This is a genomic window from Brevibacterium sp. Z349TD_9 (assembly GCF_056173565.1).
On the sequence record NZ_CM149680.1, the window covers coordinates 1,446,754 to 1,469,131 of the forward strand.

The 22,378-nt window shown below is 62.2% G+C and carries 22 protein-coding genes and 1 pseudogene; 13 read left to right on the forward strand and 10 right to left on the reverse strand.

Features of this window, described 5'->3' with window-relative positions:
- The first annotated feature begins 11 nt into the window (after window positions 1–11).
- Both AC0VYB_RS06465 and AC0VYB_RS06470 read left to right on the forward strand, forming a co-directional pair.
- Window positions 12–1,195, forward strand: a protein-coding gene (locus AC0VYB_RS06465) for an IS3 family transposase (RefSeq protein WP_414017399.1) whose coding sequence is annotated in 2 segments (ribosomal slippage) — window positions 12–269 and window positions 272–1,195 — 1,182 coding nt in all. Because the reading frame shifts where the segments join, the coding sequence is not laid out codon by codon here.
- A 173-nt stretch (window positions 1,196–1,368) separates the two neighbouring features.
- Complete coding sequence (locus tag AC0VYB_RS06470) at window positions 1,369–2,607, forward strand: HsdM family class I SAM-dependent methyltransferase (RefSeq protein WP_475385096.1); 1,239 nt, start codon at window positions 1,369–1,371, stop codon at window positions 2,605–2,607.
- Window positions 2,608–2,633: 26 nt separating this feature from the next.
- Here the strand turns inward: AC0VYB_RS06470 and AC0VYB_RS06475 are convergent.
- A protein-coding gene (locus AC0VYB_RS06475) for an IS3 family transposase (protein WP_435382378.1) occupies window positions 2,634–3,826 on the reverse strand; the annotation gives its coding sequence in 2 pieces (ribosomal slippage) (window positions 2,634–3,539 and window positions 3,542–3,826; 1,191 coding nt in all).
- 152 nt (window positions 3,827–3,978) lie between these two features.
- On the opposite strand from AC0VYB_RS06475, the gene AC0VYB_RS06480 reads away from it, so the two are divergent.
- From AC0VYB_RS06480 to AC0VYB_RS06510, 7 genes are all read left to right on the forward strand, one after another.
- On the forward strand, window positions 3,979–4,131 hold the full coding sequence (locus AC0VYB_RS06480; protein WP_475385097.1) for a hypothetical protein: 153 nt from the start codon (window positions 3,979–3,981) through the stop codon (window positions 4,129–4,131).
- A gap of 280 nt (window positions 4,132–4,411) precedes the next feature.
- Window positions 4,412–5,595, forward strand: a protein-coding gene (locus tag AC0VYB_RS06485) for an IS3 family transposase (RefSeq protein ID WP_414017399.1) whose coding sequence is annotated in 2 segments (ribosomal slippage) — window positions 4,412–4,669 and window positions 4,672–5,595 — 1,182 coding nt in all. Because the reading frame shifts where the segments join, the coding sequence is not laid out codon by codon here.
- A 201-nt stretch (window positions 5,596–5,796) separates the two neighbouring features.
- Complete coding sequence (locus AC0VYB_RS06490; RefSeq protein ID WP_475385098.1) at window positions 5,797–6,627, forward strand: restriction endonuclease subunit S domain-containing protein; 831 nt, start codon at window positions 5,797–5,799, stop codon at window positions 6,625–6,627.
- A gap of 10 nt (window positions 6,628–6,637) precedes the next feature.
- On the forward strand, window positions 6,638–9,790 hold the full coding sequence (locus AC0VYB_RS06495) for a type I restriction endonuclease subunit R (RefSeq protein WP_197931739.1): 3,153 nt from the start codon (window positions 6,638–6,640) through the stop codon (window positions 9,788–9,790).
- A gap of 100 nt (window positions 9,791–9,890) precedes the next feature.
- Window positions 9,891–11,447, forward strand: coding sequence for a recombinase family protein (locus tag AC0VYB_RS06500; protein WP_197931740.1), 1,557 nt, complete (start codon window positions 9,891–9,893; stop codon window positions 11,445–11,447).
- A gap of 137 nt (window positions 11,448–11,584) precedes the next feature.
- Window positions 11,585–12,139 carry an antirestriction protein ArdA gene (locus AC0VYB_RS06505; protein WP_197931741.1) on the forward strand — a complete coding sequence of 185 codons (555 nt, stop codon included), beginning with the start codon at window positions 11,585–11,587 and terminating at the stop codon, window positions 12,137–12,139.
- A gap of 11 nt (window positions 12,140–12,150) precedes the next feature.
- Entirely contained in the window at window positions 12,151–12,357 is a 207-nt protein-coding gene (locus AC0VYB_RS06510) for a hypothetical protein (RefSeq protein ID WP_232254073.1), read from the forward strand.
- A gap of 49 nt (window positions 12,358–12,406) precedes the next feature.
- On the opposite strand, the gene AC0VYB_RS06515 is transcribed toward AC0VYB_RS06510, so the two are convergent.
- From AC0VYB_RS06515 to AC0VYB_RS06555, 9 genes and pseudogenes are all read right to left on the reverse strand, one after another.
- The gene (locus AC0VYB_RS06515) at window positions 12,407–13,351 is read right to left on the reverse strand and encodes a hypothetical protein (protein ID WP_197931743.1); all 945 of its coding nucleotides are present in this window, start codon (window positions 13,349–13,351) and stop codon (window positions 12,407–12,409) included.
- Window positions 13,352–13,691: 340 nt separating this feature from the next.
- A pseudogene (locus AC0VYB_RS06520) lies at window positions 13,692–14,174 on the reverse strand (relaxase/mobilization nuclease domain-containing protein); the annotation flags it as partial.
- On the reverse strand, window positions 14,171–14,743 hold the full coding sequence (locus AC0VYB_RS06525; RefSeq protein ID WP_197931744.1) for a plasmid mobilization protein: 573 nt from the start codon (window positions 14,741–14,743) through the stop codon (window positions 14,171–14,173). The pseudogene AC0VYB_RS06520 and the gene AC0VYB_RS06525, both read right to left, overlap by 4 nt.
- A 95-nt stretch (window positions 14,744–14,838) precedes the next feature.
- On the reverse strand, window positions 14,839–15,162 hold the full coding sequence (locus AC0VYB_RS06530) for a hypothetical protein (RefSeq protein ID WP_125106242.1): 324 nt from the start codon (window positions 15,160–15,162) through the stop codon (window positions 14,839–14,841).
- A gap of 17 nt (window positions 15,163–15,179) precedes the next feature.
- Window positions 15,180–15,485, reverse strand: a complete 306-nt coding sequence (locus AC0VYB_RS06535; RefSeq protein ID WP_094394865.1) for a DCL family protein — start codon at window positions 15,483–15,485, stop codon at window positions 15,180–15,182.
- Between the two features lie 10 nt (window positions 15,486–15,495).
- Window positions 15,496–17,295: a hypothetical protein gene (locus AC0VYB_RS06540; RefSeq protein WP_475385099.1), complete on the reverse strand. Its 1,800-nt coding sequence runs from the start codon at window positions 17,293–17,295 to the stop codon at window positions 15,496–15,498.
- 34 nt (window positions 17,296–17,329) lie between these two features.
- Window positions 17,330–18,513, reverse strand: a protein-coding gene (locus AC0VYB_RS06545; RefSeq protein ID WP_414017399.1) for an IS3 family transposase whose coding sequence is annotated in 2 segments (ribosomal slippage) — window positions 17,330–18,253 and window positions 18,256–18,513 — 1,182 coding nt in all. Because the reading frame shifts where the segments join, the coding sequence is not laid out codon by codon here.
- A 49-nt stretch (window positions 18,514–18,562) separates the two neighbouring features.
- Entirely contained in the window at window positions 18,563–19,858 is a 1,296-nt protein-coding gene (locus tag AC0VYB_RS06550; RefSeq protein WP_475385100.1) for a hypothetical protein, read from the reverse strand.
- On the reverse strand, window positions 19,855–20,160 hold the full coding sequence (locus tag AC0VYB_RS06555) for a helix-turn-helix domain-containing protein (protein ID WP_009374917.1): 306 nt from the start codon (window positions 20,158–20,160) through the stop codon (window positions 19,855–19,857). The genes AC0VYB_RS06550 and AC0VYB_RS06555 overlap by 4 nt, the downstream gene beginning before the upstream one ends.
- A 389-nt stretch (window positions 20,161–20,549) precedes the next feature.
- Here AC0VYB_RS06555 and AC0VYB_RS06560 point away from each other — a divergent pair, with 389 nt between their 5' ends.
- The 4 genes from AC0VYB_RS06560 (at window position 20,550) to AC0VYB_RS06575 (ending at window position 22,248) form a co-directional block, all read left to right on the forward strand.
- On the forward strand, window positions 20,550–20,831 hold the full coding sequence (locus AC0VYB_RS06560; protein ID WP_101624910.1) for a type II toxin-antitoxin system RelE/ParE family toxin: 282 nt from the start codon (window positions 20,550–20,552) through the stop codon (window positions 20,829–20,831).
- Window positions 20,818–21,120: a HigA family addiction module antitoxin gene (locus AC0VYB_RS06565; RefSeq protein WP_095375736.1), complete on the forward strand. Its 303-nt coding sequence runs from the start codon at window positions 20,818–20,820 to the stop codon at window positions 21,118–21,120. Before AC0VYB_RS06560 ends, AC0VYB_RS06565 begins: the two co-directional genes overlap by 14 nt.
- Before the next feature lie 3 nt (window positions 21,121–21,123).
- Window positions 21,124–21,678 carry a GNAT family N-acetyltransferase gene (locus AC0VYB_RS06570; RefSeq protein ID WP_197931745.1) on the forward strand — a complete coding sequence of 185 codons (555 nt, stop codon included), beginning with the start codon at window positions 21,124–21,126 and terminating at the stop codon, window positions 21,676–21,678.
- Between the two features lie 63 nt (window positions 21,679–21,741).
- Window positions 21,742–22,248: a DUF6998 domain-containing protein gene (locus tag AC0VYB_RS06575; RefSeq protein ID WP_193338759.1), complete on the forward strand. Its 507-nt coding sequence runs from the start codon at window positions 21,742–21,744 to the stop codon at window positions 22,246–22,248.
- Window positions 22,249–22,378 lie beyond the last annotated feature (130 nt).

A 22,378-nucleotide genomic window follows, 5' to 3' on the forward strand; every position in this document is an offset into this window, starting at 1 on the left:
GGATGGAAGTCATGCCAAAGATCTACACCGATGAGTTCAAGCAATCAGCTCTCGAGCTCCTGGGCGAGGGGATGACCCAGAAGCAGGTCTGCGCCGACCTCGGCATCTCGAAGTCAGCTCTCCAGGCCTGGGTCCGTGACTCCCGCCTGCGCGAGCACGGCCTCGAGCCCTCCCGTGATCCCGAGGAGTCACGCGCCCAGGCAGCAGCACTGAAGCGGATCAGGGAACTCGAGCGGGAGAACAAGATCCTCCGCGAGGCTGCAGCGTATCTCTCGCAAGCGAACTTGAAGCTCGGTGGTCATCACCCAAAATGATGTACCCGCTGGTCCTCGACCTTGCTGCCGCCGGGGTGCCGGTGGCAGTGGCCTGCCGGGTACTCGGCTTTACCAAGCAGGGTTTCTACAAGTGGTGCGCGAAACCTGTCTCTGACCGGGAACTCGAGGAGGCGCACTTGATCAATGCCGCCTACGACGTTCATACGGACGATCCTGAGTTCGGGCACCGGTTCATCGCTGATGAGCTCCAGGCGTGCGGATACAGCGCCTCTGAACGTCGTGTGTGGCGGCTGTGCTCGCAGCAGGAGCTGTTCTCCCACACGATCAAACGAGCCCGGAAGCACGGTAAGAAGCCCGGCCCGCCAGTGTGTGATGACCTCGTCGAACGCGACTTCACAGCAAAGGCAGTCAACGAGTTGTGGCTGACCGATATCACCGAGCATCACACCAGTGAGGGCAAGCTGTATATGTGCGCGGTCAAGGATGTGTTCAGCAACAGAATCGTCGGTTATGCCATCGATTCGAGGATGAAATCTCGTCTGGCTGTGGCGGCGATTGATGACGCTGTGGCTCGTCGTGGCGGACCGCGAGCCGTGGCAGGGTGTGTCGTTCACTCGGATCGCGGGTCGCAATTTCGCTCTCGTAAGTTCCAGCAGGTTCTACGGCGTTACGGGCTAGTCGGATCGATGGGTCGGGTCGGCGCTGCTGGTGATAATGCGGCGATGGAATCGTTCTTCGCTGTGTTGCAGAAGAACGTCCTCGACCGGGGCCGTTGGGACACGCGAGCGAGGTTGCGGACATCGATCGTCCACTGGGTCGAGCGGACCTACCACCGGAAGCGTCGGCAACGGCGTTTGGGTAAACTGACTCCGGTTGAATACGAGCTTGTTCACCACAAGGCCGTCGCTCTGGCGGCATAAACCCCGGAGTCAACTAAACCGTCAGCAGTCCCGAACTGCTGTCCGCGCAGGTCCGGCGCGCTACCGGCCTGCCCTTCTACAACACCAGTCCCTGGACACTGAAGTCCCTGCTCGGGGATTCGAAAGGGCTCGAAGCAAACCTGAAACAGTACGTCAATGGGTTCTCCGACAACATGGACGTCTTCGAGCGTTTCAAGCTTGCCGACGAGATCAGCACGATGGCCGAAAAGAACATTCTGTACATCGTTGTGGAACGCTTCGCCAACATCGACTTGCACCCCAAGACGGTCACCAACGCCGAGATGGGTGACCTCTACGAATACCTCATCCGCACCTTCAACGAATCCTCCAACGAGGCGCCCGGCGAGCACTTCACCCCACGTGATGCCATCCGCCTCCTTGTGGACCTTGTCTTCGAAGGTGACGACGAGGCGCTGAGCACTCCGGGCACTATCCGGTCGATCTATGACCCTACGGTCGGCACAGGTGGGATGCTCTCCATCGCAGAAGAGCACCTGATCGGCGGCTCCGACAAGCCCGGACTGAACCCGCAAGCGCAACTGCGACTCTATGGACAGGAGTGGAACGACCACTCCTACGCCGTGTGCAAGTCCGACCTGCTCATCAAGGGGTACGACTCCAGCAATATCCAGCTCGGCGACACCCTCGCCGACGACAAGTTGGCTGGCCAGACGTTTGACTACTGCATGTCGAACCCACCGTACGGCGACGACTGGAAAGCCAGCCAATCCGCCGTCATGGACGACCTTAAAGAGCTCGGCAACGCATCCCGCTTCTACGCTGGCGGTGACAAGCCTAAGCAGAACGTGCCCGCCGTCAGCGACGGACAGATGCTGTTTCTCCAACACGTAGTGAGCAAGCTGCGCCCCAAGATCAAGGGTGGTGGCCGTGGCGGCATCGTCATGAACGGCTCCCCTCTGTTCAACGGAGGCGCAGAGTCCGGCCCGTCAAATATCCGCAAGTGGCTCCTCGAGCACGACCTCATCGACGCGATCGTGGCGCTGCCGACTGACATGTTCTACAACACCGGTATCGCCACCTACATCTGGATTGTGGATAACAACAAGCCCGAAGAGCGCCAAGGCAAAGTGCAGCTGATCGACGGCACCGAGTTCTATGCCAAAATGCGCAAGAAGCTCGGCGACAAGGGCCGTGAACTCACCGAAGGCAACCGCGCCACGATCGTGCGACTCTACGCCGACTATGCCGAGACCGAGCACTGCAAGATCGTCCCGATCGAAGAGTTCGCCTACTGGAGCATCACCGTGGAACGCCCTCAACGCGGCGACGACGGCGGGGTCATCACGAACGCCCGAGGCAAGAAGCAGCCCGACGCGAGCCTGCGCGACACCGAACGGGTCCCGTTCACCTATAACGGCAATAGGGACTGATGCAAGGAGAGGTGACAATTCGGGTGTCACGCTGCGACTGCAGGTGACTCAATAATTGCTTCGTACTCGACAGGTGTCAAACGACCCAACCGGGCTTGCCGCCGACGACGGTGATACGTCTGCTCGATCCACGTCACGATCGCGATTCTCAACTGCTCCCGACTCACCCACCGGCGACGGTCGAGAACGTTCTTCTGCAGCAGGGCGAAGAATGACTCCATGGCCGCGTTGTCGCCAGCAGCACCGACCCGGCCCATCGACCCAACAAGGCCGTGGCAAGCCAGACTCTGAGTGAATTTCCTTGATCGAAACTGACTGCCACGGTCGCTGTGTACCGTGCATCCGCCCACATCACCACCCCTGCGGGCCACCGCCATCTCGAGAGCGTCAACAGCCAACCGGGCCTTCATCCGCGCACTCATCGAGTAGCCGACGATCCGGCCCGAGTAGACGTCCTTGATCGCACAGAGGTACAGCTTGCCCTCATCGGTGTGGTGTTCCGAAATGTCGGTCAACCAGAGCCGGTTCACGCCATCGGCTGTGAACTTGTGCCGGGTCCGACCGTCCTCGTCGACCACGGCACACAGGTCGTCGTGGACGGGTGGACCGGGCTTCTTTCCATTCTTACCCCGGCCCTTGCCGAAGGCTGAGAACCAGGAGTTGGTCGAACACAACCGCCACGCGGTGCGCACTGCCATGGGATGGCCGGCCGACTCTGCTTCATCGGCGAGGTATCGGTATCCGAACTCGGGATCGTCGCAGTGGGCGTCGAACAGGGCGTTGGCCCGGTACGCTTCGACGATATCGGCTTCAGGGACCGGCGTGGCCAACCACCGGTAGTAGGGCTGGCGCGAGAGCTTCAAGACCCGGCACGACACCGCCACGGGAATACCGTCGACGGCGAGCTCTCTCACGAGCGGGTAGAGCCTTTTGACGGCAGATTCGCCTGCGACAGATACGCAGCCGCGCGGCGCAGGACTTCGTTCTCTTGCTCCAACAGGCGAGTCCGCCGCCGCAGCTCCCGCAGTTCAGCGGATTCGTCGGTGGTATTGCCGAGCTTGTTACCAGCATCGATCTCGGCCTGGCGGAGCCATTTCGCGATGGTGCCTTCGTGGACGCCGAAGTCCTTGGCGATCTGTCCGATCGTGGTCTTCTCGTCGCGGTTCAAGGCCACGCGGACGACGTCATCGCGGAACTCTTTCGGATAGGGCTGGGGCATGGTGTCTATCCTTCCAGGCTTGCCTGTGTACAAGCCAGATCAGATGTCACCAAACCCTGCATCAGTCCCATACCCACGCGGATGAGGGTCGCAAGGACACCATCAAGGCCTACTTCGATACCGAGGTCAAACCCTATGTACCCGACGTCTGGGTGGATGAGAAGAAAACCAAGATAGGTTACGAGATCCCCTTCACCCGCTACTTCTACCGCTACCAGCCACCACGCCCGCTTGAGGAGATTGATAAAGAGCTCCACCAGGTCACCCGCGAGATTCTTGAGCTACTGAACGAGGTGACGGAGTGATGTTGAAGTTCCGAGGGGAACCCCTCCCAGCTTGGTTTGGAACTCCATCAGCCGACGCCGAGCTAGAGATCCTTCCGGTGGGGTACCTGTTTGAAAAGTTCCGGGAAATCCCAGGTGCAGGAGATGCTGACGCATACCAACGCCTGTCGTTAACCATGAACGGTGTGCTTCCCAGATCGCGAGGGGCGAATGACGGCCTGCAGCCGGAATCATTTGATTCGGGACTGCTGAGGGTTTAGTTGACTTCACGACTGGATAAGTTCCAGGAAGGATGGAAGTCATGCCAAAGATCTACACCGATGAGTTCAAGCAATCAGCTCTCGAGCTCCTGGGCGAGGGGATGACCCAGAAGCAGGTCTGCGCCGACCTCGGCATCTCGAAGTCAGCTCTCCAGGCCTGGGTCCGTGACTCCCGCCTGCGCGAGCACGGCCTCGAGCCCTCCCGTGATCCCGAGGAGTCACGCGCCCAGGCAGCAGCACTGAAGCGGATCAGGGAACTCGAGCGGGAGAACAAGATCCTCCGCGAGGCTGCAGCGTATCTCTCGCAAGCGAACTTGAAGCTCGGTGGTCATCACCCAAAATGATGTACCCGCTGGTCCTCGACCTTGCTGCCGCCGGGGTGCCGGTGGCAGTGGCCTGCCGGGTACTCGGCTTTACCAAGCAGGGTTTCTACAAGTGGTGCGCGAAACCTGTCTCTGACCGGGAACTCGAGGAGGCGCACTTGATCAATGCCGCCTACGACGTTCATACGGACGATCCTGAGTTCGGGCACCGGTTCATCGCTGATGAGCTCCAGGCGTGCGGATACAGCGCCTCTGAACGTCGTGTGTGGCGGCTGTGCTCGCAGCAGGAGCTGTTCTCCCACACGATCAAACGAGCCCGGAAGCACGGTAAGAAGCCCGGCCCGCCAGTGTGTGATGACCTCGTCGAACGCGACTTCACAGCAAAGGCAGTCAACGAGTTGTGGCTGACCGATATCACCGAGCATCACACCAGTGAGGGCAAGCTGTATATGTGCGCGGTCAAGGATGTGTTCAGCAACAGAATCGTCGGTTATGCCATCGATTCGAGGATGAAATCTCGTCTGGCTGTGGCGGCGATTGATGACGCTGTGGCTCGTCGTGGCGGACCGCGAGCCGTGGCAGGGTGTGTCGTTCACTCGGATCGCGGGTCGCAATTTCGCTCTCGTAAGTTCCAGCAGGTTCTACGGCGTTACGGGCTAGTCGGATCGATGGGTCGGGTCGGCGCTGCTGGTGATAATGCGGCGATGGAATCGTTCTTCGCTGTGTTGCAGAAGAACGTCCTCGACCGGGGCCGTTGGGACACGCGAGCGAGGTTGCGGACATCGATCGTCCACTGGGTCGAGCGGACCTACCACCGGAAGCGTCGGCAACGGCGTTTGGGTAAACTGACTCCGGTTGAATACGAGCTTGTTCACCACAAGGCCGTCGCTCTGGCGGCATAAACCCCGGAGTCAACTAAACCGTCAGCAGTCCCTTCCTACCAGCTGCTGAAGCCGGGTCAACTTGTGTTCAAACTCATTGACCTCCAGAACGTCTCTACGAGCCGTGTCGGCCTGTCCGACGACGAAGGACTCGTAAGTCCCGCATACATCGTAGTTCAACCTTCCGAGAAGGTTCTTCCACGTTACGCATACTGGTATTTCATGGACCTCTACTTTCGGCGAGTCTTCAATAACCTCGGTGAGGACGGAGTCAGAGCATCCCTCGGATGGGAGGGGCTGAAAGAGCTTCCATTCCCGCTTTTGCCGTTCGAGAAGCAACACCAGATTGTTCGGTTCCTTGATGTGGAGACGGTGAAGATCGACCACCTCATAACCAAACAACGCGAACTCCTGGGCCTGCTCCACCTTCGGAATGAGGCTCGCTGGCATGCTGCCTTCACCGGCTTTACTTCCGTGAAGACGCGCCCGTTGAAGCGGTTGCTTGTGAAAATGGACCGACCAGTGGTTGCGGGGGCTGGCGTCGTTACTGCGTTTCGTGATGGTGAGGTGACGCTGCGCTCGAACCGTCGTGAAGAAGGGTTCACGTTCTCCGAGACTGAGGCCGGGTATCAAGGGATTGCAGCGGGCGACCTCGTGTTCCACGGCCTCGATGGCTTCGCCGGTGCTGTCGGCGTCTCCGATAGCGATGGGCAGTCCACGCCCGTCTATCACGTATGTCGACTCCGTGACGAGGATGATGATCTCCGCTTCATCGCCTACTCACTTCGTTACCTTGGGCATAGCGGATTTTTGTCTACTCAGGCACCCAGCGTCCGTCAACGAGCAGTGGACTTCCGAAATTGGCAGACCTTCGGGCAGGTCCCACTTTCGCTACCAGCCGGGAGAGAACAGCAAGGGATTGTTGCGGAACTTGATGCAAGCGCAGCAGCGCTCGCTGATGCCAAGGTCACCATCGAGCGGGCAATTGGACTTTTACAGGAGCGGCGTTCGGCGTTGATTACAGCTGCGGTGACGGGGCAGATCGAGGCTTAGGGAGAAGATCATGGGTGTTCAGCACGAGAAGAGTTTCGAGACGGAGATCTGCGAGCACCTCGCGGCACACGGTTGGCTGTACGAGGAGGGGTTCGCTGGATACGACCAAGAGCGGGCTCTGATCCCGGAGGATGTGTTTGCTTGGCTGCAGGCGACGCAGCCTGAGCAGTGGGCGCGCGTCGTGCCGGACACCGAATCCCAAGTGGAGACTGAGCTCGCTAAGCGGCTACTGCTCGAGCGACTGGTGAAGGAACTGGATCAGCCCCTCGAACATGGAGGCGGTCTGCTTGCGGTGCTGCGTGGAGGATTTAGGAGGACTCCAGCGAAGTTCTCGATGTGCGCGTTCAAGCCCGCGACCTCAATGAACCCCAGGGCTCAAGAACACTACGAGGCGAACCGACTCCGCGTGGTCCGGCAGGTGCACCACTCTGCGAAGCGCCCACAGGACTCCATCGACTTGGTGTTTTTCGTCAACGGTCTGCCGATTGCAACGGCTGAGTTGAAGACGGACAACACGCAGTCGATTGATGATGCGGTGCGTCAGTACCGCAGGGATCGCCCGCCTAAGGGTGAGCCGCTGTTGAAGTTCGGCGCCCGTGCGCTGGTTCATTTTGCGGTCTCCACGGACGAGATTCATATGACCACGAAACTCGATGGTGCGAACACCGTGTTCCTGCCGTTCAACCTCGGTAACAACGGGGGTGCGGGAAATCCGGTCAATCCTGAGGGTGCTGCGACGTCGTATCTGTGGGAGCGGGTGCTGCAGCGTGACAACTGGCTGCAAATCCTGGAACGTTTCGTCAACCTGCAGATCACCGAGAAGGTCGATCCGATTACCGGCGCTCGCTCGCGTAGCCAGCAGATGATCTTCCCGCGCTTCCACCAGTGGGAGGCGGTCACCAGCCTGCTGGACATCACGCAGGCTGAGGGTCCCGGTAAGAAGTATCTGATCCAACACTCGGCAGGCTCAGGGAAGACGAACTCGATTGCGTGGCTCGCGCACGGTCTCGCGAATCTGCACAACAGCGATAACTCGAAGACGTTCGATTCGGTCATCGTTGTCACCGACCGGACCGTGCTTGACGATCAGTTGCAGAAAGCCATCAAGTCGATTGAGGACATCAAGGGCGTTGTGGGAACGGTCAACGCTGACGAGGTCCGTAAGGCATCGGCTTCCTCGAAATCGGCGCTTCTTGCTCAGGAGCTCAGTAGCGGCAAGCTCATCATCATCGTTACGTTGCAGACGTTCCCGTTCGTTTTGGAGGCCCTCGCAGAGCAGGGTGGGCTCGCGGATCGGAAGTTCGCGGTGATCGCGGACGAGGCCCACTCCTCACAGACGGGTACGAGCGCCCAGAAACTGCGCCAAGTCCTCTCGCAGGCCGAGGTCGAGGCGCTCGAGGATGGCGGCGAGGTGAGCGTCGAGGACGTGCTCGCTGCCGAGATGGCTGCCCGCGCTACGGCACAGAACATCTCGTTCTATGCGTTTACCGCGACTCCGAAGGGCAAGACGCTGGAGATGTTCGGACGCCCCGGTGCGGACGGGAAACCGGCACCGTTCCACGTGTACACGATGCAGCAGGCGATCGAGGAGGGCTTCATCCTAGACGTGCTGCGTAATTACACCACCTACAAGACCGCCTTCCAGCTCGCTCGCAAGACCGGCGACGCTGCGGACGGGGATGACCTGGTGGATGAGGGCGCCGCGAAGAAGGGTCTGATGCGGTGGGTGAGCCTGCACCCGACGAATATCGCCCAGAAGGTGCAGATCATCGTCGAGCACTTCCGCGAGAATGTCGCGCACCTGCTCTACGGTCACGCGAAGGCCATGGTGGTGACCTCGAGCCGTGCTGCCGCGCTAAAGTACAAAATGGCGATCGACGCCTACATCGACAAGCACGACTACGAGCTCGGCACTCTGGTGGCGTTCTCCGGCAGCCTGACCTCGGAGCAGATCGAGGACACCATGCCGGGCGTGCAGGAGCCCTACACCGAAGCGAACACGAACCCCGACCTGCGCGGGCGTGGCATCCCGCAGGCATTCGCCGGGGACCAGTTCCGGGTGTTGATCGTGGCGAACAAGTACCAGACCGGGTTCGACCAGCCGCTGCTATGCGCGATGTACGTGGACAAGCGCCTCGATGGAATCGAAGCAGTCCAAACCCTCTCACGCCTGAACCGCACCCTGCCCGCCCGAGGTAAGGACACCACGTTCATTCTCGACTTCGTCAACGACGCCGACACGATCCTCGAAGCGTTCCTGCCGTACTACCGGACTGCTGAGATCGTAGAGACTACCGACCCTGATCTCGTACATGACCTCGCACGAAAGATCGAGACCGTCGGGATTTACACCAGCGACGACGTGGACGAATTCGCGCGAGCGTTCATCATCGACAAGGATCACGGGAAGCACACCGCACCGCTGAAGCGGGCAGCCGACAGGTTCAACGACCGCTACGTCGCAGCAGTGATCGACAAAGCCAAGGCTGAAGTCGACGAGCTCGACTTGTTTCGCAAAGACGTCGGCTCGTTCGTGCGGCTCTACGACTTCCTGTCGCAGATCGTTGATTACCAGGACACCGACCTGGAGAAGCTCGCGCTGTTCCTCCGCCTCCTGCGGCCCCGCCTCACGGGTCGCAAGACCCCAGAGGAGCTGGACTTCAACAACATCGAGCTAACCCACATCAAACAGACCCGAAAGAGTGAAGGAGCTATTCCGCTCGTCGGCGATGGAGAGAAGCTCAATCCGATGGGCGTTGGCGGCGGACGTTCACGCGACCCGCACATGGTGGCGTGGCAAGAGATCCTCGGCAACATCAACTCACTGTTCGAGGATGAGGACTTCGACCCCGGCTCAGTGGAGTCGTGGGTGCAGGGCGTAGTCACGATCCTCGTACAGAACGAAGCGATTAAGGATCAGGTCAACGCCAACTCTAAGGAGCAGTTCCGCGAGTCCCAGACGATGGAAACGGCTGTCACCAACGCGGTGCTCGATCACCAGGACACCCAGAACACCATCTTGGAGAAGTTCTTTGAGAGCCCTCACCGCAGAGGACAGGTTGTTAAGGAGATCTCAGACCTTGTCTACTGGGAACTCCTGCATCAGACGGAAAAGAGGCTGCGACGCGACGACAGCGCAGAGCCAGCTGCCGATAATTCGTGATCTCTACTACGCAGCGGAGTGGCGCGATGCTTCGAGCAGATGTAAGAGCGAGACATCTTCGCGTCTGAATGGGGCTTACGTCTAGTTGTATCCTCGACTCATGACCGAGCCATCCATCGCACCCCGCCACGCAGCCATCTACCTTCGCATCAGCCAGGACCGCGAGATGGACGGACTCGCCATCGACCGCCAGCGCGAGGACTGCGAGAACCTCGCCCAGTTCCGGCGCTGGGACGTCATCGAGACCTACGTGGACCAGTCGAAGAGTGCCACCGACCGAACCGCGATCCGTCCGGATTACGACCGCATGGTTGCGGACTACCTGCTCGGACGTTTCGACGCGATCATCTGCTACGACCTCGATAGGCTCACCAGGCAGCCCCGGCAGTTGGAGGACTGGATCGACGCTGCCGAGCTGCGCGGACTCGCCCTCGTCACGGCCAACGGTGATGCCGACCTCTCCACCGACGGTGGACGTATGTATGCACGCATCAAGGCCGCCGTGGCGCGCGCGGAGATGGAGCGCAAGAGCGCCCGCCAGTCCGCCGCCCAGCGTCAGCGCGCCATGCAGGGGCGTGCTCCGAAGGGCATGCGCCCACTCGGCTACGCCGTAGACGGCGAGGTGATTCCCCACGAGGCAGAGGCCGTGAGGGCGATCTACGACCTGTTCACCAGGATCGAGCACCCCGAGTCGCTGCGTTCGCTCGCGCGGGCGCTCGGCGGCTCCGAGAAGATTGATGGCCTTTCGCCTCTTCCCAAGCACACGCACACCGTGAGTGTCGAGCGCGCCGCCGCCCGCGAGCAGCAGGGCCTCGAACCTCGACCGATCGTTGAGGATGGTCCGTGGTCTCCCTCGACCGTGCTGGGCATCCTGCGGAACCCGCGCTACGCGGCCCTCAGCACGTACACGCCGAAGTTCGCCCAGGCGGACGGGAAGCGCCGCCGGATGTGGAAGGCACAGATCCTCCGCGACGACGCCGGTGAGCCGATCCGGGGGCAGTGGGAGCAGATCGTCGACGACGAGACGTGGTGGAAGGCTCAGCAAGTCCTCGACGATACGGAGCGAGTGACGAACACATCCGGCTCGACTAAGCGCAAGCACCTTGGCAGCGGGCTCTACCGGTGCGGATACGCCGACGAGGAGACCGGCGAGGTGTGCGGGAGGAAAGTGACCGGAGCACCGCGCGGCTACAAGTGCGCAGGGCACATCGTCCGCTCGGGCGCGGCCATCGACGATTTCGTCATGACGGTCATCGCCAAGCGTCTGGCGCGCAAGGACGCGAGGGTCATGGTCGAGACTCCGGACGGCGGGCCGCACGCGGCAGGCATCGACTCGGCGATCAGTGACCAGCGGGCGCGCATTCTGCGCGCTGAGGCCGACTACGACGCCGAGATCATCGAGGCCCGCGACCTCAAGCGCGTACGGGACGCCGCAGAAGCGCGGATCCAGGAGCTGGAAGCCGAAAAGCTCATGCAAGGCCGCGCAGGCGCGCTGTCGCCGATCCTGGGCGTCGATGACCCTGCCTCCGCATTCCGGGAAGCGTCACTTGACCTCCGGCGTCAGACCATCGACGCACTCGCCACGATCACGCTTCTCCCGCAGCCGCGCGGGCGCAAGGGGTTCAGGACCGAGTCCGTCGTCGTCAACTGGAGGTAGACCACCTGGTTGGGTAGCCACGCGGAGCGTGGCCGGGAGACCTCTTGAGAGCGGCGACGTGGCGTAAGCGCGTCGATTCACCGAGCACGACTGCCTGTCGCGCCCGCCGCTCTCCTCAACCACGGAGGAGACCCGCAATGACCGCCCGAACGACCACCGACACCACGCCCCGCGCCTGGATCGGCTGTCTCGCCTGCTACAACAACGCTCGTCTCGTCGGCGAATGGTTCGCTGCCGAGACCGCCGACGAAGTCACCCTTGCTGACGTCCACAGCGGCGCTCACCGCGTGCGCCCTGGATGCGAGGAGCTGTGGGTCATGGACCACGAGAACATCCCCGCCCCGGGCGAGATGAGTCCGTCGGAGGCCGCCGAGTGGGCGCGCGTCCTCCTCGCGGTCCCCGAGCATCAGCGCGATGCTCTGCGCGCCTGGACGGCCTCCGGCAGTTATGTCGCAGAAGGCACCGGAGACCTGCCGTCTGTTCCCGACTTCGAAGAGCGCTTCTGCGGAACCTGGGGCAGCTTCCGGGACTACGCCGAGACCCTCGCCGAGGAGATCGGCCTCATCCCGCAGGACGCCCCGGAACAGCTTCTGCGTTACTTCAACTGGGATGCCTGGACACGCGACCTCGAACACGACTACACGGTTGTCCGAGCCGACGCGATCTCCGTGTACGTCTTCGGGGACCTGTGAAGGGAACGATCATGAGTGCTGAGTCCAACGCCTACAGCCACGCCGAGTCGTTTCGCTGGTGGGTCGGCAACCCCGAGATGAGCGGTGAGGAGGCTCACCTCCATGACCTCCTCGCCCTGCACAAGACAACCGTGGAGCTGATCCGCCAGCAGCGGGACCTTCTCGGGTACCACGACACCGATGCCGAATTGTTCGGCGATGACCCAGACGTCGACTGAGTTCAGAGTGCCCCGTAGCTTCGGCTACGGGGCACTCCCTTTCCGTTGGTTACCAGCAGCGGTAGCTCTCGTACAGCTTCTTTCCGAGCCACCAGAGCAGCCAGGCGAACAGAGCGCATCCGCCGAGGGCGGCGAGGGCAATGAGTGCCTTCGCCCACCAGGCACTCGCGGTGGCGAACGAGTCCCAGGCCCATCCGAGCAGCGGTCCGAGGCCGAGCATCTGCGTGATCCCGCCAACCATCCCCGAGAGCATGATGAACGCGACGGTGAACGGGACCAGGGCAAGGCACATACGACCGACCGTCGCCCAGGTGACCCTCGCCGAGAGTCGCTCGACTCGCCGCTCGGCCCGCCCGACGGCGCTGACCACTTCGTGGGCGCGGCCGGTAAGCTCGGCGAGCTTCTCGGAGCTGAGCCTGACCACCCGCTCTTCGAGCCCCTCGACGGTCTTCTCGACCCTCTGGACGGGAACCTCGACGGCCTCTGCAAGTCGGTCATCGAGTACCTTCACAGCGTGCTCGGTGAGCTTGCCCGTGTCGATACGGACGTGGCCGCGCTTACGGACGGCCTCGGCGAGGTCAGCCGAGGCTGAAGTCGTCGTCTTCAGCTCCTCGCTGATCTTCTGTGTCATCGTGTATGCGGCCAGGTCCGCCCTGGTGACCGAGGACCCGTCGGGCAGCTTCACGACCTCGCTGCTGCTCAGCTGCTGCGCGACGGCGCTCAGCGTCTTCTCGATCTCGTTCAGCCGCTTCTTCGTCTCGGCGTCGAGCGGCAGAGTGGAGGGCAGCTCGAGCTGCCGCGAGGTCGACAGGCGATCCAGCCGCGTCATCTGCTCCTCGTCCATCACCTTCACGTACTCGGTCAGGTCGGCGACGGTGTTCGTCAGCTTCGCGATCTGCTGCATGTTGGCGTCGTGCTGTGAGATCAAGTTCTCCAGGAGCTCCGTAGTCTTCTGCTGCTCGTCGGCCTGCTTGATCCTGTCCAGCGCTCCCATGAGCCTGTCCCTTCTGTGCGTGATAGTCGAAGATCTCTTGAGCACCTCCGGCTGTGAATTCGGGTGTCAGCGCCGAGGCCTTCTTCCGTCCGAGCTTCCCGTTGTCATCCCGGCGCATCTTGTAACTCCAACCGTCGCGGTTCGTCACCGCGAGCTTGACCCCGCGCTCGGCGAGGACGTGCTCGAACGCCTCGCGATTCGTTGAGCGCGAGTCGGTCAGTGCGTCATAGATCTTGTCCCCGAGGGCCTGCTCGAATCCGCCCGGCGCGAAGTCCTCGCGCCGCAGCTCCCAGTCGGGCTTCGGTTCCGCGGGATCGGGGAGCACCCGCAGGCCCTCGTCTGCCATCAGCTCGTCGTTCAGCTGGCGCAGTCCGTGCTTCCACGATGTGTACCGCTGGAGGCTCTTACCGGTGAGGTTGTCGTGGTTGATGACGAGGATGTGCGCGTGCCCATGGCCTCCGGCAGAGTCAGCGTGCACCGCGACAATGTAGTCAGCGCTGTGCATGCGTTCGGCGAGTTCAACGGCCACGTCCCGGATGCGCTCAAGGTCGGCTTGGGAGGTTACGTCGAACTCGTCGGGGTGGAACGCCAGCACATAGCTCTGAAGCTGGTTCGTCCGACCATGAGCAGCAGCGTGCGCCTCGGCACACGCTATGAACTCCGACGGGGTCGTCCCGCCGTCGACCATGGACATCGCATACGCGGCTGCACGCGTCGATCCGACCTTGATGAGCTCCTTTCGCACCTCAGGGTCACGCCCGTAGAGGATGTACCCAACGGCTCCTGCAGCGTTGGTCGAGGGACGGACGTTCACGGTGCTCATGTCCGTGTCCGATCGCCGAGCGAGGCGCGCACCTCGTCCACCGCAACCATCACCGCGTGAAGGAGACTGTCATCGACGACAGCACCCTTGCGGAGCGCCTGGTTCAGGTTCACACCAACTCGACGCAGCTGCTCTACTGCCGGAGCAAGAGACGTAGGCGCAGTCACCTTCACTCCCGCGTTGTTCTCCAGCTGATCGACCTTCGAGGACCTAGAGTCCAGCGCGTCGAGCATGACGGCACGAGCCCATGCGCTCGGCTTGACGCTGAGCACGTGGGCACGGCGGCGGATCGCATCGCGATCAGCCACCGTCAGCCGGACGTCGAGAGAGACCTCCCGACGACGGCTGTTCCGAGGCTCCACCGGAGCCTCGGCCGACCCTGCCCTCTGCGCAGCACCACGACCGGTGTTCACCTGGGGGTCGTGGTGCTGCTCCGCTGCCAGGGCCGGGTCTTCCGCACACCCCTCCGCACGAGCCCGACCAGCGCTGCTTGGGGAGTCGGGCTCGCTCTCCGGGGCGTACGGAAGACGGCCAGCAGGGTTTTTGTCGGACATTTCGCTGACGCTCATGTCCTCCAAGAACCGCTGGCCCTCGTCCTCGGTCGCTGCGCTCCCTGCGGGCGAGGGGGTCCCGGGACACTGACGCAAGTCCCGGATCGGAGTCGTCAGCCGTTCCACTGTGCCGCCTCCTCATGCTCGGGATCGACCGTCTGCGAGGCAGTTCCGTCGTTCACCGATCCCGAAGACGATGCCGCCTTCTTCGCACGCCTCGACCTCTTCGCCTTCTCTGCCTCCAAGGCATCGGCCGCCTCCTCGGAGAGCCGGTCGTAGAGGTCGGGGCTCTGGTCGCGCAGCAGATCGATGACCTTCTCGTCGATGCGGCGCTGCTCGGCAGCGACGGCACGCTTGAGCTTGGTGATGCGCTCGGACGCACGGCGGCGCTCCTGCTCGATCAGCGCGTCGAGATTGGTCGTGGTCTTGTTGCTCATGGTCAGTGCCTTTCGGTTCAGTGACCTTCCGGTCGCAAGTTGTTGATGCACTTCTTGATCGACCAGTTGTCGATCGACCCGTCCTCCCGAAAGACGAGAAAGTTCCTCGTGCCCCACTCAGGGATGAGGGCGACGGTGATCCAGAAGACGCCAGCGCCGTGCTTGCGGTCGGCCTCTGGATGGTGGGCGAGGAGGTCACGGGCGAACGACTCATCGGAACCGCGCAGGACCTCCCCGAGCCCCGCTCGGTTCAGCACGGCACTGGCGTGGTTGGCGACTTTCTGCTTGGTGGCGAAGGCAAGTCCTCCGAGGCTGTAGCTCATCGTCACCACCTCACGAAGCGCCAGCAGAAGCCGACTCGTCAAAGGGGTCGATCGCCTGCATCCACTTGACGTAGGGGCGGATCGCCTCCAGGTCGATGTCGATCTGGCGCTCGGCCTTCGACCGGGCGTGCGACCAGAACCGCTCCTTCACGCGAGGCAGCCCGAATGCCTCGAACGCATCGAGCCTGTCTGCCAGAGGCTGTCCCGGATGGAGCCAAGGGATGTCGATGATCTCCTGGCGGAAGGCGATCACGATGCCTTTGGCGATGTGCTCCAGCTGCTCTGCATGGGCGATCGAACCGTCCTCATCGAGCAGAGCGTCGAGCCGCGCAAAGTAGTCCTTCCACTGCTCGACAGTCCGCCGAACGGGGGAGCGAATCCACACGGGTTCGCCGAGGCCGTCGTCCCACTCCTTGAGGCCCTGGTCGACCGAACGCCCCAACGTGGCCTGCTCGGGAGAATCCCAGGGCACGGTGTGCACATGGGCGACCTCATGCTGGACGCCGTCGATGTCGATGACGTCGACCGACATCCCATCGGGGACGGGGCGGCGCTTTCGGTCGAACTCGATGGTCTGCTCCTTGTGGACCACGCGCGGCGCGAAGTCCAGCCGGTTGTCGATGCGGGTCAGTTCCTGCACCGAGGGAAAGACCTTCATCGTCACCGGGAGTGCGCCCTCACGACTCGCCATGAGCTCGTACATGAGCTCGCGGTCGGCCTGGCTGTCCTGCTCGATGCCGTCTGGAAGCTTGTAGCCACCGTGTGCCAGGACGCCGGCAGGCTGTCGGCTGAAGTTCGCCCGGGTAGTGATGTTGAGCAGGTCGGTCTGCTGGTGCTTGCGCTCCCACATCCCCTGCGAACCGGTCAGCGCGAGCCGGGACTCACGCCAGATCGGACCGAGCCCGAAAAGGTCGAGGCTGTCGACCACGTCCAGATCGGCATCCGTGATGAATCCGTCCGTAGTGCAGGACGGCGTGCTGTAGCCCAGGTTGTGAAGCTGGTTCAGCGTCGCAAGCAGAACCGCGCGCACGAGGCCGGTAGTCATGGACGCGTGCCAGGGTGAGGTGATCGCGGACCCGCCGACCGCATCACGTTCCTGCGCCCAGGCATCCCAGCCCCGCTGGCCCATAACTCCCTGCGCCAGCTTGCCGTAGGGAGAGTTCGCCATCAGCTTCAGGACGTTCTGCTCGAACGACTTCGCACCGAACTCCGCCTTGGCCCGCGCACGGTCATCGAGGAGCTGCTTGTACGCACCCCGGAGAAGCCGAGAGGGCTCACCATGCTCATCGGTGAGGACCCGTCCGAAGTGGCCGATCTGACAGGTCACAGTCGCGCCAAGCGTGAGGGCGAGCCAGACCTCGGGACCGGTTGCCCAGACCCCACGAGCACCACCGCTTGTGAGCGGATAGACCATCGATCCCTCGACCGGAACCGGCAACGAAGGGAACGCGACCGTGCTCGGGAACTCGAAGCTCACGAACCCGAGGAACGGCGTGAGTGGGCTCTTGAAGTCGGACAGCGTGAGGTCGGCGTTGTTCACCGTCTTCAGAATCACGCCATCGGGATGCTGGTAGTCGACATCCCAAATCGTCGAACTGGACGTGGGGTAGCAGGACTGAAGATCGAAGTCACTGATCACGCGCGCGAACAGCCCAAGCTCGGCAGACATGTTGTACCCGCCTCTAAAGCTCATCGCCGCAGCATGGATCCACGTCGCCGCAGCACCGTCGATCGGCTCCAGCGCCCGGACGCGGTAGAAGTCGAGCTGCTGCTCGTCTACACCGGCAGCACCCTCGCGGGTCTTCGTCACCTGGGACTGCTGACGGTTTAGTTGACTCCGGGGTTTATGCCGCCAGAGCGACGGCCTTGTGGTGAACAAGCTCGTATTCAACCGGAGTCAGTTTACCCAAACGCCGTTGCCGACGCTTCCGGTGGTAGGTCCGCTCGACCCAGTGGACGATCGATGTCCGCAACCTCGCTCGCGTGTCCCAACGGCCCCGGTCGAGGACGTTCTTCTGCAACACAGCGAAGAACGATTCCATCGCCGCATTATCACCAGCAGCGCCGACCCGACCCATCGATCCGACTAGCCCGTAACGCCGTAGAACCTGCTGGAACTTACGAGAGCGAAATTGCGACCCGCGATCCGAGTGAACGACACACCCTGCCACGGCTCGCGGTCCGCCACGACGAGCCACAGCGTCATCAATCGCCGCCACAGCCAGACGAGATTTCATCCTCGAATCGATGGCATAACCGACGATTCTGTTGCTGAACACATCCTTGACCGCGCACATATACAGCTTGCCCTCACTGGTGTGATGCTCGGTGATATCGGTCAGCCACAACTCGTTGACTGCCTTTGCTGTGAAGTCGCGTTCGACGAGGTCATCACACACTGGCGGGCCGGGCTTCTTACCGTGCTTCCGGGCTCGTTTGATCGTGTGGGAGAACAGCTCCTGCTGCGAGCACAGCCGCCACACACGACGTTCAGAGGCGCTGTATCCGCACGCCTGGAGCTCATCAGCGATGAACCGGTGCCCGAACTCAGGATCGTCCGTATGAACGTCGTAGGCGGCATTGATCAAGTGCGCCTCCTCGAGTTCCCGGTCAGAGACAGGTTTCGCGCACCACTTGTAGAAACCCTGCTTGGTAAAGCCGAGTACCCGGCAGGCCACTGCCACCGGCACCCCGGCGGCAGCAAGGTCGAGGACCAGCGGGTACATCATTTTGGGTGATGACCACCGAGCTTCAAGTTCGCTTGCGAGAGATACGCTGCAGCCTCGCGGAGGATCTTGTTCTCCCGCTCGAGTTCCCTGATCCGCTTCAGTGCTGCTGCCTGGGCGCGTGACTCCTCGGGATCACGGGAGGGCTCGAGGCCGTGCTCGCGCAGGCGGGAGTCACGGACCCAGGCCTGGAGAGCTGACTTCGAGATGCCGAGGTCGGCGCAGACCTGCTTCTGGGTCATCCCCTCGCCCAGGAGCTCGAGAGCTGATTGCTTGAACTCATCGGTGTAGATCTTTGGCATGACTTCCATCCTTCCTGGAACTTATCCAGTCGTGAAGTCAACTAAACCCTCAGCAGTCCCCCTTGTGGAGTCCGCCGAAGACGGTATTGAAGTCGCGCCCCTCGCCCAGCTCGTCCTGGATAAGGCCCTTCACCGCCTTCGCCGCAGCAGTGGGCAAGGTCAACGGGACAGCACGGTGATCGCCGTATAGCTGGCTCACGTATTCCAGAGCGATCACGGCATCATTCGCCGCGTAGTCGAGGAACTCCGCAGGATGCACGTCGAAGTATTCGTCCATCCGGGTGATCCAGTCACTAGGAACATCCAGCTTCGGCGCTCCGATCGCCGCACCGAGTGCCTTGAGCGGCTCAGCACCGCTCTGCGCCATCGTGTCGCGGATCGAGACTTCCACCGGCAGCTTCCACCGCCAGTTCTCGCCGGAAAGCACCATGCGGGCGGGCTTGGTCGACACCATGCCCGCGCTGGCCGAGATCACCGTGCGGAGAATGTCCGGGGCGCGACCGTCCAGCCACCGGGCACGTCGACCGTCCCAACCCGCACGATCAGACAGCGTCTTCGACCGACCGGGATACGCCTGGTTCCAGACGTTGATCGCCTTCCGGCGGTCGACGAAAGTAGTCAGGTCGGCGTGCTGGTAGTGCGCGACCAAAGTGATCGGCAACGCCCTGGGCGTCCCCTCGGGACTGTGCTTGAACCACACCGAGGGGTGGGACTTGCCGTCGTCACCGATGGCAGACTGCGCCGAGACGCCCTTGTCAGTCCACCCAACTGCGAGCCTGTGCTCATGAAGACCCAGGCTCATGATTGCGATCTCAAGGCCCTTCTCGAAGGACAGTCGCGCCGTACGAGAGCCGCGCGGCCCCCTGTAGCTCCGGGGGATGACCACGCAGAGCCGGAGCTGGGAATCATCGAGAGGGTCAATCGCGGCGAACTGATAGGACACAATCTTCCGCACCATGTGCTCGTCCTCGCCGACCCATACGCGGTCGGCATCCATCAGATCGACAGTCACGAACTCGGTGTCGAAGCCGATGACGATGGAATCCTGATCCGTGGACATCGCGGCCACCGAGGGGTACTGCCCGAAGCCGGCAGCGCCGCGCGCTCCGCGTGCTATTGAACGAGTCAGGACCTCGAACTCGGCCGGGTGCTTCCGCGACGTCGCCGAGTCCGCCACCACTGTCCGAGACCAGCCCGCCGCATCGACCGGGTCGCGAGCATCGGCGGCGGCGGCGTCATGGGGCTGCTCCCCATACGGCGGTGCCGCCATTGCCGTTCTACCAGGGGTTTCAGTGGTGTCGCGCGTGAAGAAGAGGTCTTTCGTGCACGCGAGCCCGGCGCTCATGCCGCACCGCCGAAGATCGCGCTGAGGCGGCGGACCTGGGCGTCGCTCAGCGGGGGAGCGGAGCTGGCGAGACGTTCTGCGGCGGCCTCGACCTCCTCGAAGGTGGGCTGGCGCTTCGGGACCGCGAGGGCATTAAGGTCAGACCGCAGAACCTTGATGCGGCCTCCAACCTTGACCGCAGGAAGCTTGCCCTGGGCGATGTATCGCCGAAGGGTCTGATACGCGCCGAAGCCAAGTTCGACGGCATCGGTGAGGTTGAGGTAGTGGGTGAGGTCGGACGAGGGAGGCGGGGAGTACCCCATGACAACTCCAGACAGCTTGAACTGTCCGGAGACGGGGGAATAGTTGTCCGGCTACTTTCCCGGTCGCCGTGCGCGATGCTCCACTGGGCCCTGAGGGACCTCCGTGCCTTACGGGAGAAGTCACTCCCTGCCGGGTCGTCTGTATCTCAATCTCGACGTGGTTCCCGGCGCTACCCGGTGCTGACTATGCGCTGCTCACCACAGCCCACGTGGGGTGATCCCTCCTCGAACACCTTGCGGTCGCGGTGATCAAGGACTTGACGCGATCCTACCCGGCCTGTCAAGCGCGCGCAAGTTTGAGCGCTCGTGACGATAGTTCTGTCCATAACGTGGTGGAGTTCCGGTTTAACGTCTAGCGTTATTGACGGGTCGCGTTATATACTGCTCGTGTGATCAGATCGTTCGGGAGCAAGGAGACCGAACGGCTCTGGCGTCGTGAGCGCGTGCGGTCGATCGATCCGAGGATTCATCGGGTCGCATTGCGCAAGCTTCGTCAGGTGGGCTCAGCTGAGGTGCTCGAGGACCTCAGTGTTCCGCCGGGCAACCGGCTCGAAGCGCTCAAGGGTGATCGCGCCGGGCAGCACAGCATCAGGATCAACGACCAGTGGCGGATCTGTTTCGTATGGACGGACGCCGGACCAGAGGAGGTGGAGATCGTTGACTACCACTGACAAGATCGAACCGATCCACCCAGGTGAGGTCCTCATGGAGGACTTCATCGAAGGGTTCGGGATCACCCAGAATAAGCTCGCCGTGTCGATCGGAGTGCCTCCGCGCCGGATCAACGAGATCGTGCACGGCAAGCGTGGGATCACGGCGGATACCGCATTGCGGCTCGCGAAGTATTTCGGGACGTCTCCGGAGTTCTGGATCAATCTGCAGAGCCACTACGAATTGGATCGTGCGGAGGACGCCGCGGGCGAGCAGATCGCGGCGATCACCCCGCTGCGGGTTGCGTAGCGCGTGCGGGACATTGCGATCAATGTCATCGCGCACGCCGAGCTGACCGCGAGCGACTTCGTAGGGCTACGCCGGCTCTTCGACGCCGTGTACCTGGACGACTTCGGCGAGTGGGATCCCGACATGCCTTACGGATATGCGCCGCATGCTGTTCATGTCATCGCGCAGATCAACAGCGAAATTGTCGGTCATGTCGGCTGGTCGAGACGGAGGGTAAGCGTCGGCGACGGCGAGGTCGAGATAGCTGGTGTCGGGGGTGTGCTGATCTCGGATGCTGTGAGGCGTGAGCGCGTCGGGAGTCGGCTCATGGCCAGTGCTGCGCAGTTGATGAAGACGGCCCGCGGCATCGCTTTCGGTTATCTCGGCTGTCGCGAAGAAGTGGTCTCGTTCTACACCTCGTGCGGCTGGACTCGGATTTCTGCTGCCGAGCGTTCGATCGATAGGTCAGGCCGGCCGAGCCAAGACCCGCCCGGGCAGCCCTTGCTGATCCTCCCGGTCGAGGTTGAGGTCGCCGCTTGGCCTGGGGGTTCGGTCGACCTGCGCGGTCGCGCATGGTGAGCAATCACGAGAGGTTGGTATGTATCGGGACGTGGTCGATTTCAGGTCCAATAAGGTGTGAGAATGAGCAGCCAGTCAGAAGATCCGGAGATCGACCTCACCCGGATGGGGGTGCGATCACTTCTCAGGCTCGAGGCTGGTATCGTTGCCGAATTCAAACGGCGAGGCCTTGTCCGCACGAGTAACAAACCTTTGGGTGACATCGCGGAGCAGATCGTTCTTCGGGCTCGCGGCGGCGTGCTTGAGCCGAACTCGACCAAGTCACACGACGTCACGACACCTACCGGCGTGCGTATCCAGGTCAAGGCAATGGGCTCGCGATCGGCCGGTGTCTCGGCAAAGTTCAGTCCATTCCGGAGTTTCAACTTCGATACAGCCATCTTCCTGATATTCGCGGCGGGGTCGTTTGACCTCATGCTCGGTCGCGAGGTCGCCGCCGCCAACGTTGACGCCATTGCCCGGTACAGCGCGCACACCAACGGGAAGCAGCCGTCGTTGTCGCAGATTCGCACTCTCGGTGACGATGTCACTGACGAAATGCGGACCGCATATCTGGCGCTCGACCTATGACGATTGGGTGGGAGTCAGAGTCAGCCATGCGAATTTCCACCGTCTGAAGCGTGCAAAGAAGTAAGCACTACGGCTAGCAATGGTGCGCGTCCTTCCAGATTGCTTCTGCGGAAGACTGAACTCGATCCGC

What these genes read in the sequence shown, in the direction of transcription:
- AC0VYB_RS06510 (WP_232254073.1), top strand. Translation starts at nt 12,151, where the DNA reads ATGAGTGCTGAGTCCAACGCCTACAGCCACGCCGAGTCGTTTCGCTGG.
- AC0VYB_RS06525 (WP_197931744.1), bottom strand. Translation starts at nt 14,743, where the DNA reads ATGAGCGTCAGCGAAATGTCCGACAAAAACCCTGCTGGCCGTCTTCCG.
- AC0VYB_RS06555 (WP_009374917.1), bottom strand. Translation starts at nt 20,160, where the DNA reads ATGGGGTACTCCCCGCCTCCCTCGTCCGACCTCACCCACTACCTCAAC.
- AC0VYB_RS06500 (WP_197931740.1), top strand. Translation starts at nt 9,891, where the DNA reads ATGACCGAGCCATCCATCGCACCCCGCCACGCAGCCATCTACCTTCGC.
- AC0VYB_RS06530 (WP_125106242.1), bottom strand. Translation starts at nt 15,162, where the DNA reads ATGAGCAACAAGACCACGACCAATCTCGACGCGCTGATCGAGCAGGAG.
- AC0VYB_RS06490 (WP_475385098.1), top strand. Translation starts at nt 5,797, where the DNA reads ATGGACCTCTACTTTCGGCGAGTCTTCAATAACCTCGGTGAGGACGGA.
- AC0VYB_RS06495 (WP_197931739.1), top strand. Translation starts at nt 6,638, where the DNA reads ATGGGTGTTCAGCACGAGAAGAGTTTCGAGACGGAGATCTGCGAGCAC.
- AC0VYB_RS06550 (WP_475385100.1), bottom strand. Translation starts at nt 19,858, where the DNA reads ATGAGCGCCGGGCTCGCGTGCACGAAAGACCTCTTCTTCACGCGCGAC.
- AC0VYB_RS06575 (WP_193338759.1), top strand. Translation starts at nt 21,742, where the DNA reads ATGAGCAGCCAGTCAGAAGATCCGGAGATCGACCTCACCCGGATGGGG.
- AC0VYB_RS06470 (WP_475385096.1), top strand. Translation starts at nt 1,369, where the DNA reads ATGGACGTCTTCGAGCGTTTCAAGCTTGCCGACGAGATCAGCACGATG.
- AC0VYB_RS06505 (WP_197931741.1), top strand. Translation starts at nt 11,585, where the DNA reads ATGACCGCCCGAACGACCACCGACACCACGCCCCGCGCCTGGATCGGC.
- AC0VYB_RS06535 (WP_094394865.1), bottom strand. Translation starts at nt 15,485, where the DNA reads ATGAGCTACAGCCTCGGAGGACTTGCCTTCGCCACCAAGCAGAAAGTC.
- AC0VYB_RS06515 (WP_197931743.1), bottom strand. Translation starts at nt 13,351, where the DNA reads ATGGGAGCGCTGGACAGGATCAAGCAGGCCGACGAGCAGCAGAAGACT.